Source organism: Modicisalibacter sp., from assembly GCF_055145905.1.
Genome location: NZ_JBSREH010000049.1, coordinates 77,770 through 100,611, shown reverse-complemented (window position 1 = coordinate 100,611; position 22,842 = coordinate 77,770). Strand labels below are relative to the sequence as shown.

Here is a 22,842-nt window from a genome sequence, read left to right as displayed (position 1 = left end):
CACACCCTGCCTGCACCAGGCCGTCGACCTGATGGACATCGCCGTCAACCGGCGCGTCTACGAGCGCATGTCGCCGCAGACCCAGGACCTCATGCACGAGCTGGTCTCGGCCTACTCCCGCGACCATTACGCGGCGATTCAGAAGGCCAACGCCGCGGCCTGGCCCAAGTACCGCGAGAAGGGCGTGGAGATCATCCACCTGTCCGAGGACGATGCCGATCGCTTCCGCAAGGCGGCAATTCCGCTGTGGTTCAAGTGGGCCAACAAGGACCCCGATGCCGCCAAGCTGTTCCGGGCGCACCTCCAGACCATGCAGGACCCGGCGGTGGCCCTGGTGACGGACGAGGACATCAAGGACTACTCGCTGGACGCCTGACCCGGCGCCTGCCGGACTCTCCCCGCCCCGGCAGTGCCGGCGGCGGGGCACTCTGACGACCGAATGCTTGGCACCGTCGTGGCTCTTCGGCCGCGCTGACGGGAGAGGTGCAATGAACCTACAAGTCAATTTCGTGCTGCCGCACTGGCTGTACTGGGCGGTCCTGTTGGTCCTGCCGCTGGTGGTGATGTTCCTGGTCGATCGCAGCTTTCGCCGCGGCGGCCGTGTCAGCGGGTCGACGGCCGGCGAGGTGCCGGTGTCGACGCACGAGGGAGCCTTTCATCCGCCGGGCAACGGCCTGACCCGAATCATCGACAGGATCTCCGGGTTCTCGGGACGCTACGTGGCCTACTGGGCGCTGATCGCGCCGTTCGCCTACTGCTACGAGGTGTTCGTCCGTTACGCCCTCAATTCGCCGACCAACTGGGTCCACGAGTCGATGTTTTTGATGTTCGGCATGCAGTACCTGCTGGCCGGGGCCTACGCACTTCGCGAAGGCGGGCACGTGCGCGTCGACATCCTCTACACCCGGGGCCGCCCGTTGACCAAGGCGGCGCTGGACTTGATGACCTCGATCTTCTTCTTCGTCTTTGCGCTGGCGCTGCTGAGCACCGGCTGGACCTTCTTCTCGCAGTCGGTGGACCAGAACAGCGTATTCTTCGCCAGCGGCTACGCCAACGAGGTGTCGTTCACCGAGTGGGCGATCCAGTACTACCCGATCAAGTTCACGCTCTTTCTCGGGGCGCTGCTGCTGCTGCTGCAGGGCCTGGCGCAGCTGATTCGCGACTATCAGTCGTTTCGCCACGCCCTGCCGGCGCGTGACGGCAACGTGCCCTTCGCCTGGTTCCTGGTGATTCTGGCCATTGTGCTGGCGGCGCTCACGCTGTTCGAGATCGTCAACATCGTGGTCAACGATTACCAGCCCTTCGCCATGAGCGTCGAGCACAGCCTGGCCAACGTGGGCATCGGCGCACTGACCGCACTGATGTTCGGGTCGCTGATGATCGTGCTGATGGCGGGACTGCCGCTGGCCTTCGTCACCGGCGGACTGGGGGTCATCTTCCTCTACCTGGTCGGCGACCAGTTCATGCTCAACATGATGCCCTCGCGTATCTTCCCGATGATGACCAACTACCAGCTCTCGGCGATCCCGCTGTTCATCTTCATGGCGGCGGTGCTCGAGAAGGCCGGTCTGATCGAGGAGCTGTTCGACGTCGTCTACAAGTGGATGGGCGGGCTCAAGGCGGGCCTGGCGATCGCCACCATCGTCGCCTCCACGCTGCTCGCGGCGATGGTCGGCGTGATCGGTGCGGCGGTGGTGACCATGGGCCTGATCGCGCTGCCGGCGATGCTCAAGCGAAACTACGACCCGGAAATCGCCCTGGGCTCGATCATGGCCGGGGGCACGCTGGGCATCCTGATTCCGCCGTCGATCCTGGCGATCATCTACGGCGTGGTGGCCCAGCAGTCGGTGGGCGAGCTGTACCTGGGGTCGCTGATTCCCGGGTTGATGCTGGCCGGCATGTATGCCTTCTACGTGTGGTTCCGCGGCAAGCTCAACCCGCGCACCGCGCCGCCCCTGCCGCCCGAGGACCGGGTCAGCATGAAGGAGAAGCTGCGTCTGCTGCGCAACATGCTGGCGCCGATCACCCTGGTCGTCGTGGTGCTGGGGGTGATCTTCACCGGCCTGGCCACGCCGGTCGAGGCGGCCGGCATCGGCACCTTCGGCGCCATGGTGGTGGCCGCCATGCACGGCCGGCTGACCTGGCCCAACCTGCATGCGGCGTGCATGACCACGCTGGTGGCCACGGCGATGGTGATGTGGATCATCTTCGGCGCGACCATCTTCGTCGGCTTCTACATCCTCCAGGGCGGCCAGAGCTTCGTGCAGGAGCTGATCTCGGGCGCCGGGCTGGGGCCCTACGGCGTGCTGGCGATCATGATGCTGCTGCTGATCGCGCTGGGCATGTTCCTCGACTGGGTGGGCATCCTGCTGCTGGCGGTGCCGATCTTCGTGCCGCTGATCCAGCCGCTGGAGTTCGACGGGCTGTTCGGCCTGCCCGGGGTCTCGGCTGCCGATGTCTCGCTGTGGTTCGGCGTCATCTATCTGGTCAACATGCAGATGTCGTTCCTGAGCCCGCCGTTCGGCTATGCGCTGTTCTACATCAAGGGGGTCTGTCCGCCGCACATCACCATGGCGCAGATCTTCCGCTCGTCGCTGCCGTTCCTGGGCATCCAGGCGCTGGGGCTGTTCCTGGTGATCGTGTTCCCGGCGCTGATCACCTGGCTGCCGGATATGGTCTATGGCTGATCGCGGAATCGCCGTCACGCGCTGACGGCACGAGCCATGTCACGGGCGCCTGCGGGCGCCCGTTTTCATGAGGGTCGGGCGAACGCGCCCGGGGAGGGGGCGATTCCTGTTTTTGGTAATTTATTTGCGACATGCAAATTTATTTGCAAATCGTCGTCGGCCATCCTAGCCTGATGCCATGAACGGGCAAGAGGCATCGGCATGAGACAGGACGCGGTTCCCGCTGATTTCGATACGCTGCAGGCGTGGCTGCCGCGGCTGCGCGAGGGCGATGCGGCACTGCCGCGCCTGTCGCCGAAGGCACTGGCGCTGCTCGAGTCGCTGGTGGCCGAGCCGGAACAGGTGGGACTGTCGACCATCTCGCAACTGGCCGAGCGCCACCACACCAATGCCTCGATGCTGACGCGCCTGTCGCAGGCGCTGGGGTTCTCCGGCTTCAAGGCCTTTCAGGCGCTGTTCCGCCGCGACCTCACCGGCAGCACCTTCTATTCCACCCGAGCCGAGCGCCTGCTGGATTTCGGCGAGACGCCCGAGGCGAGGCCCGATGCCTTTCAGGATCAGGCGCTCTGGCAGCAGGAGATGGCCAATCTGTCCGCGGCCGTGAGCGGTCTGGACACCGGGTGTCTCGAGCGCGCCGTCGAGCGCATCCTGAGCGCACGCCGCGTGCATGTGGTGGGGCTGCGGGCCAGCTACGGCGCCGCGCACTACCTGGCCTACTACCTCGACTACCTGCGCGGCGACGTGCAGCTGGTGTCGTCCCAGGCGGGCGTCACCGTCGAACAGGCCCTGCATCTGGACGCCAGCGATCTGGTGATCGGCATCGCCTTCCGGCCCGAGACCCGCAGCAGCGTGGACTACTGCCGCCTGGCGGTGGAGCAGGGCGCAGGGCTGATCGCCCTGACCAATCACGCCCGTTCCCAGCTGGCACGACTCACCGACTGCACCCTCACGGCACCCGCCGAAGGCCCGTTCTTCTTCAACCCCATGAGCAGCCTGTTCCTGCTGGTGGAGCTGCTGCTCTCCCGCCTGGCCCGGGAAATGGGCAGCGAGGCGGTGGCGGCGATCCGCCGCCGCGAGGCGTTGATCGCCCGCCTGAACATCGAATGACCCGGCGATCCCCACCCCCCAGCGCCTTCAAGGAGGCCACGATGACCACCGCGATCCGTCACGACGATACTCCCGAACCCTTTCCTGCCGAGTCGGCGTCTCTCGCCCAGCGGCTCCAGGCCGGCTACCGGCAGGCCGAGGCGGGGACGCCTTCCTCTGACACCCTGCTGATCAACGAGCAGTCGCGTCTGCTCGAGGCGGGGGGACGCCGCATCCACAAGTTCGGCTTCGGCCAGTCGCCGTTCCCGGTGTTTGCGCCGGCGGTGGCGGCACTCGCCGAGCATGCCGGCGAGAAGGCCTACTTGCCCGTGCAGGGGCTGGCGGCACTGCGCGAGCAGGTGGCGGCGTTTCACCGGGCCACCGACGAGACGGCCTGGGAGGCGCAGCGCGTGGTGGTGGGCCCCGGCAGCAAGCTGCTGCTGTTCGCCCTGATGAAATCGCTGCCGGCGGCGGACATCCTCATCCCTGCCCCGGCCTGGGTGTCCTATGCGCCCCAGGCGCATCTGGCGGGGCAGCGTGCGGTACGCCTCGAGGCCGAGTTCGAGACCCGCTGGCAGGTGACGGCCGAGCAGCTGGACGCCTGCTGCCGCGACGCCCCCGAGCGGCTCAAGGTGCTGATCCTCAACGCGCCGGGCAATCCCACCGGGCTGTCGCCCGATGCCGAGAGCCAGCAGCGCCTCGCCGAAGTCGCGCGTCGTCATGGCGTGCTGGTGCTGGCCGACGAGATCTACGCGATGCTCGACCATGCCGGTGCACATCGCGCCTTTGCCCGTGACTACCCGGAAGGCACGGTGACCACCAGCGGCCTGTCCAAGTGGTGCGGGGCCGGTGGCTGGCGGTTGGGCGTCATGCATGTGCCGGCGGCCCTGGGTGACGAACTGTTCCAGCGCGTGATCGGCCTGGCCTCGGAAACCTGGTCGAGCGTCACCAGCCCCGTGCAGTACGCGGCGATCACCGCCTATACGCTGACCCCGGCGCTGACCGCCTATGTCGCGCGCCAGCGAATGATCCTGGCGGAGCTGGGGGAGGCCTGTGCGAACCGGCTGAGCGCGGCCGGCGTGCGGGTGCATGCGCCGGATGGCGGTTTCTATCTGTTCCCGGATTTCGGGGCCTTCCGCGAGTCGCTGGCCCGGCGCGGCATCACCACCAGCGCCGAGCTGACCCGGCGGCTGCTCGACGAAGCGGGCGTGGCCCTGCTGCCGGGCAGTGCCTTCGGCTGTCGGCCGGAGCAGTTGACGGCGCGCCTGGCCTATGTTGATTTCGATGGGGCCGCCCTGCTCGATGGGGAAGGTGCGGTGCTCGATCACCCGGCGAGTCGTTCGCTGCTCGAGGGGATCGAGGCACTCGTCGCCTGGCTCGAGCAGGGCTGAGCGTATCCGGGGGCGGCCCTGTCGCTCCCTGGCGACGGATGTAGAGACGGTGGAACTTGAATTTTCAATACGTTACAGGAAATTCAGGAACCCGCGAGGCACACCGCCGTCAGAGTCCGTACACGCGACATTCATTCTGGAGGTTCTAGATGCAAAAGTTCACTGCCCTGTTCGCTGCGGCGCTGCTCACGGCCGGCATGATCTCGGCCCCTGCCATGGCCCAGGATACCAACGGCCAGGCCCAGCAGCAGACTCAGCAGGCCGCGCCGACGGCGCAGGACTTCACCGACGAGCAGCTGCAGCAGTTCGCTGATGCCTCGCAGCAGATCGCCGCGATTTCGCAGAAATACACCCAGAAGCTGCAGGGCACCGACGACCAGTCCAAGCAGCAGGCGATCCGCAAGGAAGCCAATGACAAGATGGTGTCCGTCGTGCAGGACAGTGGCCTGACCGTCGAGACCTTCAACGCCATCGGCCAGGCGATCCAGCAGGATCCCGAACTGATGAAGCGGGTTCAGGGAATGGCCAACGAATCCTGAACCGGACATGCGCCGGGCATCGCCCGGTCATGATGGACAACGGGGCGCTTCGGCGCCCCGTTGTCGTGTGTGGCCTTTGGTCTTCAGGATGCGGCTGCGGCCAGAGTGAGCCGGTGCTCGTCGTGCAGCCCTTTGTAGAGACTGAAGCACATGGCCAGCAGCACCAGTGTGAAGGGCAGCCCGGTGGTGACGGCGCCTGCCTGCAGGGCATCCAGCGCCTGATTGCCGCCGCCGTAGAGCAGGGCACCGGCGATCACCCCCTCCAGCGTCGCCCAGAACACGCGCTGACTCTTCGGAGCATCGAGCTTGCCGCCGGCGGTGATGCTGTCGATCACCAGGGATCCCGAATCCGACGAGGTAATGAAGAACACCAGTACCAGAATGATCGCCAGAGTGGAGGTAATGGCCGTCAGCGGTAGTTGCGCCAACATCTGGAACATTGCCAGCGAGACATCGTCGATGCCCCCGGCCAGCGAACCGACACCGCTGGCAGCCTGGTGCAGGGCCGTGCCTCCGAAGGCGCTCATCCACACGATCGTCACCAGGGTCGGGACCAGCAGCACGGCGATCAGGAACTCGCGCACGGTGCGTCCATAGGACACCCGGGCGATGAACATGCCGACGAACGGCGACCAGGAGATCCACCACGCCCAGTAGAAGACCGTCCAGCCGTGGAACCAGGTCGTGTCATCGCGGCCGATCCAGTTCGACAGGGGCAGGATGTGGGTCAGGTAGTCGCGGGTCGCGCCCCCGATGCCGGCCAGGATCGTCAGCGTCGGGCCGGCAACGATGACGAACAGCAGCAGGGCGGCGGCGATCACCATGTTGATGTTGGAGAACAGCTTGACGCCGCCGTCGAGCCCCCGCCACACCGAGAACAGCGCGATCGCGCTGACCACCACGATGATCGCGATCTGGGTGCCCAGCGTGTCGGGGACACCGAACAGATAGGCCAGGCCGCCGGCGGCCTGGGTGGCGCCGAGGCCGAGCGAGGTGGCCAGGCCGAAGATGGTCGCCAGCACGGCGACGATATCGATGATGTGGCCCGGCCAGCCGCGGGTCCGTTCCCCCAGCAGCGGGTGGAAGGCGGAGCGCAGGGTCAGCGGCAGGCCCTTGTTGAAGGCGAAGAAGGCCAGCGACAGGGCCACCACGGCATAGATCGCCCACGGATGCAGTCCCCAGTGGTAGAGCGTGGCGCCCATGGCGGCGCTCATCGCCTGGGGGGTGCCGGCGGGCACATTGAGCGGCGTGCCGTACCAGTCGGTGTAGTAGGCCACCGGCTCGGCGACGCTCCAGAACATCAGGCCGATGCCCATGCCGGCGGCGAACAGCATGGCGAACCACGACGGATAGGAGAACTCGGGGCGGGCCGCCGGGCCCCCCAGGCGAATGCGGCCCACCGGCAGCACGATCATCGCCAGGCAGAAGACCACGAAGAGGTTGCCGGCGATCATGAACAGCCAGTCGAAATGCTCGATGGCCCAGGTGCGGGCCGCTACCATCTGGGTATTGGCCGCGTCCGGGTAGACCAGGGCATAGATGATGAAGCCGAGGATGGCGACCGCCGACAGGGGGAAGACCGGGTGGTGAAAGTCGAGCCCCAGCACTTGCGTGTTGTCCTGCCCCGGCCGCAGGGCGGGTTCATCGTGTTTCATGGGCGTTCCTCTTGTGTTGTTGTAACGCGGTGGCGCGCGGCGTGCGCGACTCGGCGATTCTTCGCCCGACCCGGGCAGCGTGATTGCCTGAAACCGACGCGGTCGTGCATGCTCGCGGCGCAACGCGCCGGGGTTGTCTGGTTGCGACCCGGAGCTGGCCATGCCCGGCAGCTGGCCGACGGGCGCGATTGCATGCCGGACGCCGACAGGCGAGTATCAAGACGAGAGCCCATGGGTGCCGGCCGGGGTCGGCATCCGACGACGGGAGGGAACGGTGATGATGATTGTCGAACTGATCGACGGCGATGACTTCCGTTCACGCCTGCAGGCGCTGGACATCCGCCTGCCCGAGCATGCCTGCCCGGAAACCTGCGCGAGGATGGCGATACGCAAGCATCTCGAGGTCGGGGTGCCTGGTCTGCCGGCGTTGATCGAGGAGCTCATGGCGCATACCGACGTGATGTTGCCGTCGGTGCGTCAGGCCATCGAGCGCTTCATGCTGCCGGCGTTGCGCTGACAAAGGCCGCGACGGCGGGAGCGGTCACTCGATGAATGAGAGTGGCAAAGTCGTGATGTATTAGATTGTATATCGGTCGCCATGAAAGCGTGGCATCGCCGATGGCGGCGGCCTATAATGCGCCGCTTTTGCCTCACGGCATGCCATGTCTCATGCTGGTGGCGGGTGATCCTCGCCGCCTGCCTCATGCATCGATCCCGCAGGCTCGCGATGAAAGCTGGGCTTCTTCTTGTTCTTGGCCTGACGGCGCTGGTCCTGTCGCGTCCGGCGCCGGCGCAGATAGCGCCCCCGGCCGTGCCGACCGGGCACCAAGTCAGCAACGTGCTGATCCTGGCGTCCTATCATGACGGCGACGAATGGACGGACAGCCTGGTCAGCAACCTGACCTACTACCTGCGTGGCAAGGTCAACCGGGTGCGCGTCCATTACCTGGACGCCCGGGATCTGCCGCGTGCACGTTACCTGAGAAACTTCGCGCTCTACAGCAATGGCAATCGCCTGACGCGCTACGATCGGGTGATCCTGCTCGATGACCCGGCGCTGCGCTTCTATCGCGAGTACGCGACCTGGTTTCCCGATCGTCATCCGATCGCCATTGGCGTCAATGATCCCGAACTGGCCGAGGCGGCAGCGCGCCAGGGGGTGATTCTCGCCGACACCCGCCCGGCGGTCATCGATACCGTGCAGCTGGCGCGCGAGATCGCCGGGCGCAACCGGCTGTTGCTGGTGCACTCGGCGACCCGCGCCGGTTTGCGTCTTCGGCGCCAGGTAATGCCCGAGGTGACGGCGATGGGCTTCGAGGAGGTGGCGTCCCGCACCTGGCGCTCCCTCTACGCCGGCGATGTCGATGTCTCGGGTTACACGATCGTCGCGCTGGATGCGCCACTGCAACTGTTGGCTACGCATTCCGCCGACGCGCTGGCGACCCATTTTCGCCGGCAGCTGGGCGACTTCTTCTGTGCCGTGGATTACCTGACCCCCTTCGGCTGTGTGGGCGGCTCGTTCATCAATGTGGCGAGTCTCTCCCAGCAGGTGGCCCAGCGCGTCTCGAAGGCGGCGGACCCGCTGTCTCCGCTGACGGTGCCGCAGCAGCTTTCCCTGGAGCCGCAGCTGTTGAAGCGGCTGCCCGAGGGCGTGGACGTCAAGGTGCTGGGGGCGCTGCCGGGACTGATGTCCCGCTGGGCCGGATGGCTGATCGGCGGGTTGAGCCTGCTGTTGATTACCGGTGCCCCGGGGGCCTGGATTCACCTGCGCATCAAGCAACGCCAGATCCGTCGCGTCCGGCGCGAATCGACCTATGACGCGCTGACCAATCTCTACAATCGTCAGGCGATGCTCGCCATGCTCGACGAGCACATCCGGGATGGTGAGCCGTTCACGGCGATCTACATCGACCTCAATGGCTTCAAGGAAGTCAATGATGCCTTCGGCCACGCCCAGGGCGACCTGCTGCTGCGCCTGTTCGCCACGCGGCTGCGCGACAGTGTGGGGCGCCAGCCGGTGGCCGGGCGCATGGGGGGCGACGAGTTTCTGGTTCTCTGTGGTCGGGAGACCCCCTATCTGGAACTCGCCGAACTGCTGCTGCGTGCGCTCAAGCGCCCCTTCGAGGTCGGCGGCAACGTGCACACCCTGGGCTGTTCGATGGGTATCGCCCACTACCCGCTGCATGCCCAGAACGCCGCGCAGCTGCTCAAGTGTGCCGATGCCGCCATGTATGCCGCCAAGGAGGATCGCGAGGACAGTCTGGTGGAGTTTACCGACGCCATGCTCGATGCCCAGGCGTATCACGCGGAACTCTCCAACCTGCTGGAACAGGCGCTCGCCTCGGGCGGGGAGGGGCTGAGCTTCGCGATCCAGCCGATCCACTCGCTCAAGCGCCGGGGCTGGTGCGCCGGCGAGGTGCTGTTGCGCTGGAACCACGCCGAGCGCGGGCCGGTCAGCCCCGGCGTCTTCATCCCCATCGCCGAGGCCAGCGACCTGATCATCAAGCTCGGCGACTGGACGCTGGAAACGATGCTCTCGCGGCTGGCCGACGAGCCGGCGCTCGCGCATCTGGACTACCTGTCGCTGAACATCTCGCCCAAGCAGCTCTACACGCGACGTTTCGTGGACACGGCGCTGGCCCTGACCGCGCGTCACGGTATCGATCCGGGGCGCATCTCCTTCGAGCTGACCGAGCACGTCAAGCTGCTCGACCGTTCGACCCTGACCGCCGAGATCACCCGGCTGCGTCGGGCGGGATTCCGGGTGGCCCTGGATGACTTCGGCACCGGCTACACCTCGATCAGCTTCCTCAAGGAGATTCCCTTCTCGAGCATCAAGATCGACCGCTCGTTGATCGCCGGGCTGACCGATCACGACGCCCGGGAGGCCCGCGGCATCATGGACGGGCTGCTCTACCTGGTGAAGCGGCTGCAGCGTGGCGTGGTCATCGAGGGGGTGGAAACCGTGGAGGAGGTGGAGATTCTCCGCGCCATGGAAGCGGACCTGCTGCAGGGATACTACTTCCAGCGGCCGCTGGCATGGGCGGACTTCTTCGCGGAGCTGCCGGCACGGGCGAGCCGGCCGGCAGTGTCGTGACGTGAACGAACCCCGCCGGGTCGGCGGGGTGGCGGTTCAGAAGGACTCCCAGCTGTCCTCTTCCTGCGCGGCCCGGGAGCGGGAGGACTCGCGTGCCGAGGGCAAAGCGGTGGATTCGCGGTGTGTCGAGCCCAGTGCGGGGGCGGCGGGTGCGGCGTCGTCGCCGAGCACGAAGTGGTTGACGAGCCGGGTAAGCTGCTCGGCCTGATGGCGCATGTCCTCGGCGGCCATGGAGGTCTGCTGGACCATGGACGCATTCTGCTGAGTCATGGTGTCCATCTCGGCGACCGCCGTATTGATCTGGCCGATGCCGCTGCTCTGCTCCTTGGCGCCGGCGCTGATCTCGGCGATGACATCGGAGACCCGGGTCACGCTGGTGACGATCTCGCGCATGGTTTCGCCGGCGTTGCGCACCAGGTCGGCACCGGTCTGCGTATGGCGCGTCGACGTGTCGATCAGCTCGCGAATCTCCTTGGAGGCCTCGCTGGAGCGGCTGGCCAGGGAGCGGACCTCCTCGGCGACCACCGCGAAGCCGCGGCCGTGCTCACCGGCGCGGGCCGCCTCGACCGAGGCGTTGAGCGCCAGGATGTTGGTCTGGAAGGCGATCGAGTCGATCATGGTGATGATCTCGCTGATCTTCTCGGCCGACTCGTTGATGTCGCGCATGGTCTGCTCGACCTGCCCCATGGCGTTTTCGCCGTCCTGCGCCACGCGGCTGGTCGACTGCACCAGCTGGTTGGCCTGGGCGGCCGACTCGGAGGAGTGGTTGACCGTGGCGGTGATCTCTTCCATGGAGGAGGAGGTCTGCTGCAGGTTGGCGGCCGCCTGCTCGGTGCGGCTGGACAGCTCCTGGCTGCTGTGGGCAATGCCGCCGACGGCCTGGCTCACGCTGCGTGTGCTGGCGCGAACCTCGCGCAGGGTGTCCTGCATGCGGCCGACGAAGGCGTTGAACTGGTTTGCCAGCGCGCCGATCTCGTCGTCACTGCGTACCGGCAGGCGCCGGGTCAGGTCGCCCCGACCGCTGGCGATGTCCTTCATGGCCTCGGCGGTCTCGCGCAGCGGCCGCACGGTACGCCGTACCAGATAGCCGACCACCAGCGCCACGATCACCAGCATGCCGAGACCCAGCAGGATCACCCGAATGATCGCCGAGCGCAGCTCCGCGGCGGCGGTGGCGCGGATTTCCGCCATCGCCTGGTCGATCTCGGTGACGTAGACCCCGGAGCCGAGCATCCAGCCCCATTTCTGGATGCCGGCGGCGTAGGAGTACTTGGGTTCGGGTTGCCGGGTATCGGGGTTGGGCCACAGGTACTGATAGAAGCCGCCGCCGTTCTTGGCGACCTGGATCATGTCCTTGACCAGGAAGTGCCCCTGGGCGTCCTCCTTGTCCAGCATGTCGGTCCCTTCCAGCTTGCGATTGTGGGGCAGGACCAGGTTCGTGCCTTGGTAGTCGTAGACGAAGACGTAGTTGCTGCCGTCGAAGCGCAGCCGGCGCAGGATGTCCTTGGCGCGCTCCTTGGCGTCCTGATCGTCGGAGCCGGCCTCGGCGACGATCGGCGCGATCGCCGACTTGGCGGTCTCGACGACGTTCTTGACCGACTGCTTGCGCGCGTCGATGAGCATCTGGCGCTCTTCGGCTAGGGTCTTCTGGTTGTCCTCGATGCGGTCGAGGATGGTGAGGGCGACCAGCCCGCTGGTGACGAGCATCAGGGGCACCAGCACCAGGGTCATGACCTTGGCTTGCAGGCCCAGTGACGACCAGCGACGGGTCAGGATATTGCGACTCATGACAAGTGAGACTCCTGCATCAAGGGATGTACGTTGTGAGCATCGTTTTCGGCAGAGGTTTCCATGCCACCGTGCCGGGAAGCCGGGGGGCAGGATTCTTGCCTTGTTGTTGATTTTTCTGGCGTTACTGGCCCGCGCGGGGTCAAGAACAGGCGGTAACAACGCAGTATCGCTACCTCCTTCGAAGGAATATCGGCCGAGGGACGGCCGGATTTAGGGTGTGGAAGGGAAATCCACAAAAAAGCCCGGCCTGGGGGCCGGGCGGAATGCCGTGCGCGACACGGGAAGCGGTGGGGCTTTCGGCGGGGCGTCAGCCGCGGGCCAGGTGCAGCGCCGGGGCATGACCGAGGTTGGAGAGCATGCGTTCGCTGTACCAGTCGACGAAATCGATCACCCCGAACTCGTAGGTCTCGGAGTAGGGGCCGGGCTGGTAGGCCACGGAGTTGATGCCCCGCTGGTTCTCCTCGGCCAGGCGGCGATCCTGGTCGTTGGTGGCGTCCCACACCCGGCGCAGTTCGTCGGGTCGGTAGTCGACGCCTTCGACGGCGTCCTTGTGCACCAGCCACTTGGTGGTGACCAGGGTGCGCTGCGGGCCCAGCGGCAGGACCCGGAAGACCACCGCGTGATCGCCCATGAAGTGGTTCCAGGAATTGGGCAGGTGGAGGATGCGCAGCGAGCCCATGTCGGGGCTGGTCAGCCGGCCCATCAGCTTCCGGCAGCCGGGCTGGCCGTCGAGGGTCATCGACACCGTGCCGTCGAGCAGCGGGGTGCGCGTCAGGCGGTTGCGCTTGCCGATGCGGGCGAGCTGCCAGGGCACGTCTTCCGCCTCCCAGTCGGCCTGCTTGCGGGCCACCAGCGCCTTGTAGGACTCGGTCGCGCGTGGATCGTCGGTGTCGTCGAATTCCTGCAGCGAGTTGAGCAGTTCCGGATGCGCGCCATTGCAGTGATAGCACTCGCGGTTGTTCTCGATCACCAGCTTCCAGTTGGCCTGCTCGACGATGCTCGACTCCGCGGCGACCTTCACCTCGTCCATCCGGTAGGGCTCGAGATAGGTCTCGAGGGTGGCCAGGAAGTCGTCGATGGCCGGGGGCTGCTCGGCGAGGCTGATGAACAGGAAGCCGCCGGCACTGCGCACGTGCACCGGCTTGAGCCCGTAGCGTGACAGGTCGAAGTCGTCGCCCATGTCGGTGCCGGCAAACAGCAGCCGGCCGTCGAGTTCGTAGGTCCACTGGTGGTAGGGGCAGACCAGCTTGGCCACCTTGCCCTTGTCCTTGACGCAGAGCCGCGAGCCCCGGTGACGGCAGACGTTGTGGAAGGCGTGAATCCGGCCCTCCGCCCCGCGGACGATGATCACCGAGTTGTCACCGACCTCGACGGTCATGAAATTGCCCTTGGCGGGAATCTCGCAGGTCATGCCGGCGAACAGCCACTCCTTGGTGAAGATCTCCTGCATGTCGAGCGCGAACAGCCGCGGGTCATTGTAGAACGCCTGGGGCAGCGAGAAGTGCCGGTCGCGTTCGTGAAGCAGGTTGGCGGTGGCCTCCTTGACGTTGGCCAGCGGATCGTCGAAGGCAGTCTGGGCTATCAGGTCCATGGCGTGGAATCCTCGTGCATCGCGGCCTCCCCCGAGGACGGCGATTAGGGTCATGTAGGTCGAGAAATCGAGAGGCGTGGTACCGCGGACGACATCCCGTTGTCACCCGATTTGCAGCGAGTGTGGCGGAGCCGCCGGCGGCATGATTGTCTGCAGGCGACACGAGCCGATATTCAGGGCGACGTGGTCGTCGCGCAGCGCGGTGGTGCATGGCCTGACGGGCATGCGTGCGTCGTTGCCAGACAAGTGGCCCGGCGCGCGCCTACCCAGAATTGCCGTACGGCGATCCCTCGGGGACGAGATCGAGGGCGGCGTCGCGGCCCTCGCGGGCCAGGGTTCCGGCAGCTCACGATCCGGCAGGCAGAGACAGCAATGACAATGAACTTCTTCAACCCGGTTACCACTCAGACCTGGACCAATGGCCGCCACCGGGTGCGCTGCGTCAAGGTGATCCAGGAAACCCTGGATGTGCGGACCTTCTGCTTCATGGCCGAGCAGCCGGTGCTGTTCTTCTTCAAGCCCGGGCAGTTCGTCACCCTGGAGCTGGAGATCGACGGCGAGCCGATCATGCGCTCGTACACCATCTCCAGTTCGCCGTCGATTCCCTACAGCTTCTCGATCACCGTCAAGCGCCTGCCCGACGGCAAGGTATCCAACTGGCTGCACGACAACCTCAAGGTCGGTGACGAGCTGGCCGTGCACGGCCCGGTGGGCGACTTCAACGTCATCGACTACCCCTCCGACAAGGTACTGTTCCTGTCGGGAGGCGTGGGGATCACGCCGCTGATGTCGATGACGCGCTGGTTCTTCGACACCAATGCCGATGTCGATGTCGAATTCGTGCACAGTGCCCGCTCGCCGGGGGACGTGATCTTCCATCGCGAGCTGGTGCACATGTTCTCGCGGCTGCCCGAGTTCAAGCTGCACGTGGTCTGCGAGAACAAGTCCGACATCGGCGAGGCATGGGCCGGCTACCGCGGCTTCCTCACCCAGGCGATGCTCGAACTGATGGTGCCGGACTACCTCGAGCGTGAGATCTTCTGCTGCGGGCCGACGCCGTACATGAACGCCGTCAAGAAGATCCTGCGCAGCAACGGCTTCGACATGGCGCGCTACCACCAGGAGTCGTTCGGTGCCACGCCGCTGGATGTGCGCGAGGACGTGCGCGAGCTGGCCGAGCAGGCCGAGGCGGAGGCCGAGGAGCTCGACTACAGCGACATGGTGCAGGTGGAGTTCGCCGGGACCGGCAAGAGCGTGCGCATCCAGCCCGGCGAGACGGTGCATGCCGCGGCCTCCAAGCTGGGGCTGCACATCCCCAAGGCCTGCGGCATGGGCATCTGCGGCACCTGCCGGGTGGGCCTCAAGGCCGGTGAGGTGGAGATGGACCACAACGGCGGGATCACCGACGAGGATATCGCCGAGGGCTACATCCTGTCCTGCTGCAGCCGGCCCAAGGGCGATCTGGTGGTGGATTTCTGAGCCGGGTCGGCTTCCCGGGGTTCACAGCACCCCTCATCGGTCCGGCGCTCCGGGACCTGTCGACGGATCAGGCGTTGGTAAACTCACTTCGATAGCCCCTTGTCAGAGCCAACTGCGATGCCCTGCCGGGAGCGGGCGCCGAACAGCCGGTGCAGCAGGCCGCGCAGCGCATCCTGGCGCCGGCTCGCCGGCGCGTCGCTCGGCCACAGGCCGGGCCGGAAGCCCGCCGCCTCGAAGCGGGCGATCAGCGCGACGTCGCGGCTGATGACGTGGATCGGCACGTCGCGGCTGGCCTTGTCGCCGGTGATCAGCGGGGCCGGCTGGTGATCGCCGAGCACGATCAGCAGCTGGTGCTCGCCCAGGTAGCGCTCGGCGAAGCCGGCCATCGCGGCCAGGGCATAGTCGATGGCGCGGATATAGTGGCGACGCACGTCCCCCGCGTCCTGCCACAGCACTTCCGGTGCCGGCCCGGCCGTCGCCCAGCGGTCGAAGCGCCGCCCCTCCTGCAGGTCATCCCAGTCATCCAGCAGCGGCAGAATCGGCGTCCAGGGCGCATGGCTCGAGATCATCGCCAGTTCGGTGAACAGCGGCCGTGACTGGCTGCGCCGGTAGTCCGCGAAGAACCGCCAGGTGTACTGGTCGGGCATGGTCACCCAGTTGAGCGCCGGTCCCCGGTAGGGAATGTCCCGGGCGGCCAGGCGGATGTCGTAGCCCAGCCGGCGACCGGCCGGCCAGGGCGCGGTGATCGCCGGCATGATGGCCACGCTCCTGTGGCCGGTCAGCCGGAAATCGTCGATCAGGGTCGGGCTGTCGCGCGTCAGCAATAGGTCGTAATGCCGCTGGCTGGTCAGCCACAGCCCGCTGATGACCGTGCCATGGGCCAGCCAGGACTGGCCGCCCTGCACCGGCGAGGTCAGCCGCGAGGTGGCGACGTGCAGGCCGGCGGCGTCGAAGCGGCGCTGCATGGCCGCCAGCCGGGGAGCGATGACGGGCGCATAGCGCGGGTCGAACAGGGCCGAGACCCCGTAGGACTCGATGAAGGCCAGGCTCACGTCGCGCCCGGCCAGCCCCGGCAGCGCCGCGGCCGGGCGGGCGTGGCCGTCGGCGAGCTGCTGCCGGAAGGCGGCCCAGGCCTGGCGGGTCTCCACGCCCTGCTGCCAGTGGCGCATGACCAGGGTCATCAGAGGGGTGGCAGCGTGACCCGACGCCGCCACGGGCAACGACAGCACGAGCAGGGCGACGAGCGCGCCGCGCCGGCGCCGGCCCTGCACGGCCGGGAGCCGGGCCAGCAGTCGCGCGCCGCCCCAGACAAGGGTTATGATCGCCGCCGCACCGGCGGCCAGAATCAGCGGCGCAAGGAACTTGCCGACATTATCGACCATCAGATGGTAGGCTGGGCCGAGCAGGCTGGCATCCAGCAACGGGTTGAAGGCGCGGCCCAGACTCAGTCGGGCCAGGTCATCGAGCAGCACCAGCAGCGTCGCCAGCCCGAGCGCGCCGGCCGCCGGCCAGGCCAGGCAACGGCGAAGGCCGGGGCCGACGAGGCTCAGGGCCAGGATCAGCCACAGCCCTTCGAGGGCCGGCCAGCCGCCGCCGGTCATGGCGGGGGCCAGGCGGCTCAGGGCAATCAGCCAGCCTTCGACGACGACAAGAATCAACAGGCCTCGATACAGGGGACGACTCCTCACCGGTGTCCGCCACCGGCTCCGGTACGGGGAGCTCCATCATTGCGCGAACGCGCAGCGAGTGCCAAACCGCTATATTGTGGGCAGTGAACGGAAGGGACGCATTGTCAATTTTGGGAATGAGGAACGCCCATGAATGTGTGGCAATATCTGGCGCTGGGGCTCGCGTGTGCGGGCTTGCCGGTGGCCAATGCCCAGGAAACGCCCTCTGGCGGAACGGATTCGGCGCCGGCCAGGGCTGCCGAGCAGGTTCCGCTTTCGTCGCCGAACCAGCCCCCCCGCGAGGACTGGACACCCCAGGCGCTGTTCGAGCATGTCGTCGAACGTGCCCGCAAGCTCGCCGACAGCGACTATCAGGCGCCGCAATCGACGTTGCCCGCCTTTCTCAAGGAGCTTGACCACAACACCTACAGCGACATCCGCTTTCGGCCCGAGCACGCCCTGTGGCGGGACGACCGGCTGTTCGAGGTCCAGTTCTTTCATCCCGGCTTTCTCTACGACAACCCGGTCGAGATGCATGTCCTCAAGGGCGGACGCATCGAGGATCTGGCCTTCGACCCCGGCATGTTCGAATACCGCGGCGAGTCGGCGTCGCTGAAGGAGAAGGTGGAAAAGATCGACCCGGCCAAGCTGGGTTTCGCCGGCTTCCGCCTGCACTACCCGGTCAATACGCCGGACTACAAGGACGAGATCGCCGTCTTCCTGGGGGCGTCCTACTTCCGGCTTGCCGGGCGCGGACAGCGCTACGGTTTGTCCGCCCGCGGGCTGGCGGTGGACACCGCGACCCAGGGCGGCGAGGAGTATCCGGCCTTCCGGGCCTTCTGGCTGGTCCGTCCGGAACCCAACGCCTCGACCATGACGCTGCTGGCGCTGCTCGACAGCCCCTCGGTCACCGGCGCCTACCGCTTCGACGTGCATGCCGGCCGCCAGACCGTGGTGGACGTCGACGCCCGCCTGTTCGCCCGCGAGGATGTCGGCAAGCTCGGTGTCGCGCCGCTGACCAGCATGTTCCTGCACGGCGAGAACAGCCTGGAGGACTTCGACGACTACCGGCCCGAAGCACACGATTCCGACGGCCTGCTCATGAACACCTCGAGCGGGCAGTGGATTCGCCGGCCGCTGTCCAATCCGCCGTCGCTGAACGTCACCCAGTTGCGCGATACCAACCCTCGTGGCTTCGGCCTGATGCAGCAGGATCGTGACTTCGAGCACTACCTGGATCTGGATGCCGCCTATCAGCGCCGCCCCAGCCTGTGGGTGGAGCCGCGCGAAGGCGACTGGGGCGAGGGCGGCGTCGAGCTGGTCCAGATTCCCACCGAGCGCACCATCCACGACAACATCGTCTCCTACTGGGTGCCGGATACGCCCTTCAAGGCCGGTCAGTCGCGCCATTATCGCTACCGCCTCGCCACCCGGGACGCCACCGTGCCCGGCGAGACGCTGGGGCGCGCGATCCGCATGCGCAACGGCTGGGCGGCGGATCCGGGGCAGGCCGAGCCGCCGCCGCATACCCTGCGTCGCTTCATCGTCGACTTCCGCGGCGGCGAACTGGCCGGGCTGGACGCCTCGCAGCCGGTGCAGGCCGACCTGAACGTGAGCCAGGGCAAGGTCAGCGACCTCAGCGTCCGGCCGCTGCCCGACGGCGACACCTGGCGGGCCATGTTCACCCTGGACCCGCAAGGCGCGTCCGCCGACATGCAGCTGTCCCTGACGCTGCGTGGTCAGCGGTTGACCGAAACCTGGAGCTACCTGTGGAATCCCGATGTCCTATGAAACTGATCCTCGTGCCCCGGGGGTGAGCCAGGGCACGGATACGTCCCCCGATGTTGCGCTTCAGGAGCGTCCTGAAGCCGTCTCGTCGTCCGCCTCCGGGACTACGGCCGAAGCGCCGGCGGCCGGGAGCGCGACGCCACCGGCCCAGCGCATGCCGATGCTCGGCCTGCGGCGGCTGGTGTTCTTCACGCTGGCGATCCTGACCAGCCTGCAGGGTGCCTACATGATGTTCGACATCCTGCGCGCCAACGGGCTGACGGTGCTGGAAGGGGCCATCCTGGCCCTGTTCGTGTGCATGTTCGCCTGGCTGACGATGTCGTTCTGGTCGGCGATCGCCGGTTTTCTGGTCGTCATCACCCGGCGTGACCCGCTGACCCTCAAGCGGGCCGCGCCGCTGTCGGAAACTCTCGATCCCAATCGGCGCATCGCCCTGGTGATGCCGGTCTACAACGAGGACACCGCCCGGGTGATCGCCGGTCTCGAGGCGACGTGCCAGTCGTTGGCGGCGACCGGCAAGGCCGAGGCCTTCGATGTCTTTCTGCTCAGTGACACCACCGATTCGGAAATCGCCGATGCCGAACGCCGCGCCGCGGCGGCGCTGAGCGAGCGCATGCCCGGCGGGCTCAAGCTCTACTACCGGCGCCGCGAGCGCAATATCGGCCGCAAGGTCGGCAACCTGGCGGAGTTCTGCTGCCGCTGGGGCGACGCCTACGAGAGCATGATCGTGCTCGACGCCGACAGCGTGATGGGTGGCGAGACCCTGGTGCGCCTGGCGGCGACCATGCAGGCCAATCCCCGACTCGGGCTGCTGCAGACCGTGCCGCTGCCGGCGCGCTCCAACACCCTGTTCGGGCGCTTTCTGCAGTTCGCCGCCACGCTCTACAGCCCCATGCTGGCGGCCGGGCAGAGCGTCTGGCAGGGCGATACCGCCAACTACTGGGGCCACAACGCCATCATCCGCATCGAGGCCTTCGTCGAGCACTGCGGGCTGCCGCCGCTGCCGGGCAAGGCCCCGCTGGGTGGCGAGATCCTCAGTCACGACTTCGTCGAGGCGGCGCTGCTGCGCCGCGCCGGCTGGGAGGTGCGTCTGCACGCCGGGGTCGAGGACAGCTACGAGGAACTGCCCGGCAACATGGTCGACTATGCCAAGCGCGACCGGCGCTGGTGCCAGGGCAACATGCAGCACCTGCGCCTGCTGTTCGCCCGCGGCCTGCACCCCATCAACCGCCTGCATTTCCTGCTCGGCGCGCTGGCCTACATGGCCTCGCTGCTGTGGCTGATCATGCTGGGGTTGAGTACCGTGGATGCGGTGGTTCGTGCGGTGGCCAAGGTGCGTTTCTTCAACGAGGGCTATCAGCTGTTTCCGGAGTGGCCGGAGTCCAAGGTGGCGATGATCGCTTCACTGCTGGTGATCACCGTGCTGATGCTGCTGCTGCCCAAGCTGCTGGGCGTGATCGTGGCCCTGGCCCAGCGTCGCCGGGAATTCGGCGGTGCCGTGCGCCTGACGCTGAGCGCTCTGCTGGAGGTGGTGTTCTCGATTCTCATCGCGCCGCTGATGATGGCCTTTCACGCCTGGTTCGTGGTCAGCGTGTTGCTCGGGCGCACCGTGTCGTGGAGTTCCCAGGTACGCGGCGGGCGGCTGATTCCCTGGAGCGTGGCCTGGCGGCGCACCGGGGCGATGACCCTGCTGGGCCTGCTCTGGGGGGCGGTCAGCTATTACTACGCCCCACTGTTCTTCTGGTGGCTGTCGCCGGTACTGCTGGGCATGGTCGCCTCGGCACCGCTGCTGCGCTACACCAGCAGCATCCGGGCGGGCGAGTGGATGGCGCGTCACAAGCTGGTGTGCATCCCGGCCGAGGTGATGACGCCCGATGTGCTCAGCGATCTCGCCGAGCGCGAAACGCAGCCCATGACACAGCGCGATGTCGCCGCGGAACAGCTTCTGCCCGGTTTCGAGCGGCGGCGCAGCATGCCCATTCAATCGCTGGCGGCCCCCTGGGGGCTGGGCGGGGCGAAGCCGCCCTCCACGGAGAGCGCTTAGGGAAACACTGGATAAATGGCTGCGCGGGCAAATCACTTCGTTGTGCGGTGCTCGGAATCCTCACCTATAACTCATAGGCTCCGGTTCCTGTGCTCCGTACGCCTCGTGCTTTACGTCGCTCGCCAATTTATTCAGCGCTTCCTTAGGCGATTAGAGTCTAGCCAAATTTCCACAAATAACTTCATGATATAAAGCATGGCGGTCAGAATGCGGTGTGATTCCCTTCAGCCGCAGGACCGCCATGTCTCCCGATGCCTGGATCTCGCTCGCGACCGTCTCCCTCGTGTTCCTGCTGATGGGCACGACGCGGATCGGCGCCGACATGATCCTGCTCGGCGGCGTCATCGCCCTGCTGACCTTGGGCGTGATCAGCCCGCAGCAGGCGCTGTCCGGCTTCTCCAACGACGGCCTGTTCACCGTGGCGTTCATGTACGTGCTGGTGGCCAGCATCCGCGAGACTGGCGGCATGGACCTGATCATCCGCTACGTGCTGGGCCGCCCGCGCGACGAGAGCGGGGCGCTGGCCAGGCTGTTGATTCCGGTGTCGGCGATGAGCGCTTTCCTCAACAACACCCCAGTGGTGGCCACCTATATCCCGGCAGTGCTGAGCTGGAGCCGGCGGCGCAGCCTGAAGGCCCATCGCTTCTTGATGCCGCTGAGCTTCGCCTCGATCCTCGGCGGTACCTGCTCGCTGCTGGGCACCAGTACCAACCTGGTGGTCAACGGCCTGCTGTCCACACGCTATCCCGACGCCTCGTTGCAGCTGTTCGACATCGCCTGGGTCGGCGTGCCGGTGACGCTGGTGGGGCTGGCCTACCTGCTGCTGGTCGGGCGTCGATTGCTGCCCGATCGGCGCAGCGCCACCCAGGTCTTCGAGAATCCCCGCGAGTTCACCATCGAGATGGCCGTCGACCCGGACGGGCCGCTGGTCGAGAAGAGCGTCGAGGAAGCCGGCCTGCGCCACTTGAGTGGGCTTTTCCTGGTCGAGATCGAGCGTGACGGCAACGTGGTCAGCGTCGTCGGCCCCGGCGAAACGCTCAAGGCCGGCGACAAGCTGGTGTTCGCCGGTACCCGTGAGGCGGCCATCGAACTGCAGCAGTTCCGCGGCCTGCGCCCGTCGAGTTTCGGCGAGTCGAGCCTGAAGAAGGATTTTCGCGAACGGCGGCTGGTCGAGGCAGTGGTGTCCGACCAGTGCCAGTTCATCGGCCGCTGCATCCGCGAGGGGCACTTTCGCACCCTCTATGGGGCCGCCGTGCTGGCGGTGTGCCGCAATGGCGAGCGTGTCGACGGCAACCTGGGTCAGGTGCGCCTGCAGCCGGCCGATGTGCTGCTGCTCGAGGCGCGGCCCCCGTTCATCGAGCGCCATCGCCAGTCGCGGGACTTCCTGCTTGTCAGTTCGCTCAACGGCCAGGCGCGGCCGGTACACGAGAAAGCCTGGCTGGCCTGGACGATCCTGGCGGGCGTGGTGGCGCTGGCCAGCTTCGGTGTGCTGAGCATGCTCAATGCGGCGATGCTGGGGGCCTTGGCCAGCCTGCTCAGCGGCTGCTGTTCGGTGAGTGCGGCCAAGCGCGGCATGGATACCCAGGTGCTGCTGACCATCGGCGCCTCCTTCGGCCTGGGCGCGGCGCTGGAGAGCTCCGGCGCGGCGGCGGTCGTGGCCCAGCAGGCGATGACGCTTGCCGGTGGCAATCCCTATCTATTGCTGATCGGCACCTATGTGCTGGTGGCGCTGCTCACCGAGGTAGTGACCAACAACGCTGCGGCGGTGATTGCCTTCCCCATCGTCACCGCCAGCGCCGAGAGCCTGGGAGTGAGCGTCATGCCGTTTGCCGTCACGGTGATGTTCGCTGCCTCGGCGAGCTTTCTGACCCCGCTCGGCTACCAGACCAACCTGATGGTTCACGGTCCGGGCGGCTATCGCTTCGGCGACTTCCTGCGCGTCGGCGGGCCGCTGAGCGTGCTGGTGGCGGTCACATCACTGCTGCTGATCCCGCGGGTCTGGCCGTTCTAGGGCGCGGAGGCGGGCG

The 22,842-nt window shown here is 66.8% G+C and carries 14 protein-coding genes and 1 pseudogene; 11 read left to right on the top strand and 4 right to left on the bottom strand.

The genetic code is table 11. From position 1 onward, the window contains the following. The 5 genes and pseudogenes from ACTCB7_RS14910 to ACTCB7_RS14890 all read left to right on the top strand — a co-directional run. Nucleotides 1–376 (top strand): annotated as a pseudogene (locus ACTCB7_RS14910) (TRAP transporter substrate-binding protein DctP); the annotation flags it as partial. A 112-nt stretch (nucleotides 377–488) separates the two neighbouring features. Then, nucleotides 489–2,687, top strand: coding sequence for a TRAP transporter large permease subunit (locus ACTCB7_RS14905; RefSeq protein ID WP_463007302.1), 2,199 nt, complete (start codon nucleotides 489–491; stop codon nucleotides 2,685–2,687). Nucleotides 2,688–2,888: 201 nt separating this feature from the next. Then, the gene (locus ACTCB7_RS14900) at nucleotides 2,889–3,794 is read left to right on the top strand and encodes a MurR/RpiR family transcriptional regulator (protein ID WP_463007301.1); all 906 of its coding nucleotides are present in this window, start codon (nucleotides 2,889–2,891) and stop codon (nucleotides 3,792–3,794) included. A gap of 41 nt (nucleotides 3,795–3,835) precedes the next feature. Beyond that, nucleotides 3,836–5,164 (top strand): pyridoxal phosphate-dependent aminotransferase, encoded by a 1,329-nt coding sequence (locus ACTCB7_RS14895; protein WP_463007300.1) that lies wholly within the window; start codon nucleotides 3,836–3,838, stop codon nucleotides 5,162–5,164. A 149-nt stretch (nucleotides 5,165–5,313) separates the two neighbouring features. Next, complete coding sequence (locus ACTCB7_RS14890; RefSeq protein ID WP_224416638.1) at nucleotides 5,314–5,703, top strand: DUF4168 domain-containing protein; 390 nt, start codon at nucleotides 5,314–5,316, stop codon at nucleotides 5,701–5,703. Nucleotides 5,704–5,786: 83 nt separating this feature from the next. Here ACTCB7_RS14890 and ACTCB7_RS14885 read toward each other — a convergent pair whose 3' ends face one another. Further along, entirely contained in the window at nucleotides 5,787–7,358 is a 1,572-nt protein-coding gene (locus ACTCB7_RS14885; RefSeq protein ID WP_463007299.1) for a BCCT family transporter, read from the bottom strand. 277 nt (nucleotides 7,359–7,635) lie between these two features. Between ACTCB7_RS14885 and ACTCB7_RS14880 the strand changes: the two genes are divergently transcribed. Together ACTCB7_RS14880 and ACTCB7_RS14875 are read left to right on the top strand one after the other, a co-directional pair. After that, the gene (locus ACTCB7_RS14880) at nucleotides 7,636–7,875 is read left to right on the top strand and encodes a hypothetical protein (protein ID WP_463007298.1); all 240 of its coding nucleotides are present in this window, start codon (nucleotides 7,636–7,638) and stop codon (nucleotides 7,873–7,875) included. Nucleotides 7,876–8,085: 210 nt separating this feature from the next. Beyond that, the gene (locus ACTCB7_RS14875; RefSeq protein WP_463007297.1) at nucleotides 8,086–10,455 is read left to right on the top strand and encodes a putative bifunctional diguanylate cyclase/phosphodiesterase; all 2,370 of its coding nucleotides are present in this window, start codon (nucleotides 8,086–8,088) and stop codon (nucleotides 10,453–10,455) included. A gap of 36 nt (nucleotides 10,456–10,491) precedes the next feature. On the opposite strand, the gene ACTCB7_RS14870 is transcribed toward ACTCB7_RS14875, so the two are convergent. Beyond that, a complete protein-coding gene (locus ACTCB7_RS14870; protein WP_463007296.1) occupies nucleotides 10,492–12,243 on the bottom strand; it encodes a methyl-accepting chemotaxis protein in 1,752 nt (583 codons plus the stop codon). 310 nt (nucleotides 12,244–12,553) lie between these two features. Then, the gene (locus tag ACTCB7_RS14865; protein WP_463007295.1) at nucleotides 12,554–13,837 is read right to left on the bottom strand and encodes an aromatic ring-hydroxylating oxygenase subunit alpha; all 1,284 of its coding nucleotides are present in this window, start codon (nucleotides 13,835–13,837) and stop codon (nucleotides 12,554–12,556) included. A gap of 372 nt (nucleotides 13,838–14,209) precedes the next feature. Here ACTCB7_RS14865 and ACTCB7_RS14860 point away from each other — a divergent pair, with 372 nt between their 5' ends. Then, nucleotides 14,210–15,316, top strand: coding sequence for an FAD-binding oxidoreductase (locus ACTCB7_RS14860; RefSeq protein WP_463007294.1), 1,107 nt, complete (start codon nucleotides 14,210–14,212; stop codon nucleotides 15,314–15,316). Between the two features lie 83 nt (nucleotides 15,317–15,399). Here ACTCB7_RS14860 and ACTCB7_RS14855 read toward each other — a convergent pair whose 3' ends face one another. After that, on the bottom strand, nucleotides 15,400–16,974 hold the full coding sequence (locus tag ACTCB7_RS14855) for an alkaline phosphatase family protein (RefSeq protein WP_463007293.1): 1,575 nt from the start codon (nucleotides 16,972–16,974) through the stop codon (nucleotides 15,400–15,402). A gap of 159 nt (nucleotides 16,975–17,133) precedes the next feature. On the opposite strand from ACTCB7_RS14855, the gene ACTCB7_RS14850 reads away from it, so the two are divergent. The 3 genes from ACTCB7_RS14850 to ACTCB7_RS14840 all read left to right on the top strand — a co-directional run bounded on the left by ACTCB7_RS14850 (nucleotide 17,134) and on the right by ACTCB7_RS14840 (nucleotide 22,826). Beyond that, nucleotides 17,134–18,774, top strand: a complete 1,641-nt coding sequence (locus ACTCB7_RS14850) for an OpgD/OpgG family glucan biosynthesis protein (protein ID WP_463007292.1) — start codon at nucleotides 17,134–17,136, stop codon at nucleotides 18,772–18,774. Next, on the top strand, nucleotides 18,764–20,815 hold the full coding sequence (mdoH, locus tag ACTCB7_RS14845) for a glucans biosynthesis glucosyltransferase MdoH (protein WP_463007291.1): 2,052 nt from the start codon (nucleotides 18,764–18,766) through the stop codon (nucleotides 20,813–20,815). Before ACTCB7_RS14850 ends, mdoH begins: the two co-directional genes overlap by 11 nt. A 241-nt stretch (nucleotides 20,816–21,056) precedes the next feature. Continuing rightward, complete coding sequence (locus ACTCB7_RS14840; protein WP_463007290.1) at nucleotides 21,057–22,826, top strand: SLC13 family permease; 1,770 nt, start codon at nucleotides 21,057–21,059, stop codon at nucleotides 22,824–22,826. The last annotated feature ends 16 nt before the right edge of the window (nucleotides 22,827–22,842 follow it).

What these genes read in the sequence shown, in the direction of transcription:
- ACTCB7_RS14905 (WP_463007302.1), top strand. Translation starts at nt 489, where the DNA reads ATGAACCTACAAGTCAATTTCGTGCTGCCGCACTGGCTGTACTGGGCG.
- ACTCB7_RS14900 (WP_463007301.1), top strand. Translation starts at nt 2,889, where the DNA reads ATGAGACAGGACGCGGTTCCCGCTGATTTCGATACGCTGCAGGCGTGG.
- ACTCB7_RS14895 (WP_463007300.1), top strand. Translation starts at nt 3,836, where the DNA reads ATGACCACCGCGATCCGTCACGACGATACTCCCGAACCCTTTCCTGCC.
- ACTCB7_RS14890 (WP_224416638.1), top strand. Translation starts at nt 5,314, where the DNA reads ATGCAAAAGTTCACTGCCCTGTTCGCTGCGGCGCTGCTCACGGCCGGC.
- ACTCB7_RS14885 (WP_463007299.1), bottom strand. Translation starts at nt 7,358, where the DNA reads ATGAAACACGATGAACCCGCCCTGCGGCCGGGGCAGGACAACACGCAA.
- ACTCB7_RS14880 (WP_463007298.1), top strand. Translation starts at nt 7,636, where the DNA reads ATGATGATTGTCGAACTGATCGACGGCGATGACTTCCGTTCACGCCTG.
- ACTCB7_RS14875 (WP_463007297.1), top strand. Translation starts at nt 8,086, where the DNA reads ATGAAAGCTGGGCTTCTTCTTGTTCTTGGCCTGACGGCGCTGGTCCTG.
- ACTCB7_RS14870 (WP_463007296.1), bottom strand. Translation starts at nt 12,243, where the DNA reads ATGAGTCGCAATATCCTGACCCGTCGCTGGTCGTCACTGGGCCTGCAA.
- ACTCB7_RS14865 (WP_463007295.1), bottom strand. Translation starts at nt 13,837, where the DNA reads ATGGACCTGATAGCCCAGACTGCCTTCGACGATCCGCTGGCCAACGTC.
- ACTCB7_RS14860 (WP_463007294.1), top strand. Translation starts at nt 14,210, where the DNA reads ATGACAATGAACTTCTTCAACCCGGTTACCACTCAGACCTGGACCAAT.
- ACTCB7_RS14850 (WP_463007292.1), top strand. Translation starts at nt 17,134, where the DNA reads ATGAATGTGTGGCAATATCTGGCGCTGGGGCTCGCGTGTGCGGGCTTG.
- mdoH (WP_463007291.1), top strand. Translation starts at nt 18,764, where the DNA reads ATGTCCTATGAAACTGATCCTCGTGCCCCGGGGGTGAGCCAGGGCACG.
- ACTCB7_RS14840 (WP_463007290.1), top strand. Translation starts at nt 21,057, where the DNA reads ATGTCTCCCGATGCCTGGATCTCGCTCGCGACCGTCTCCCTCGTGTTC.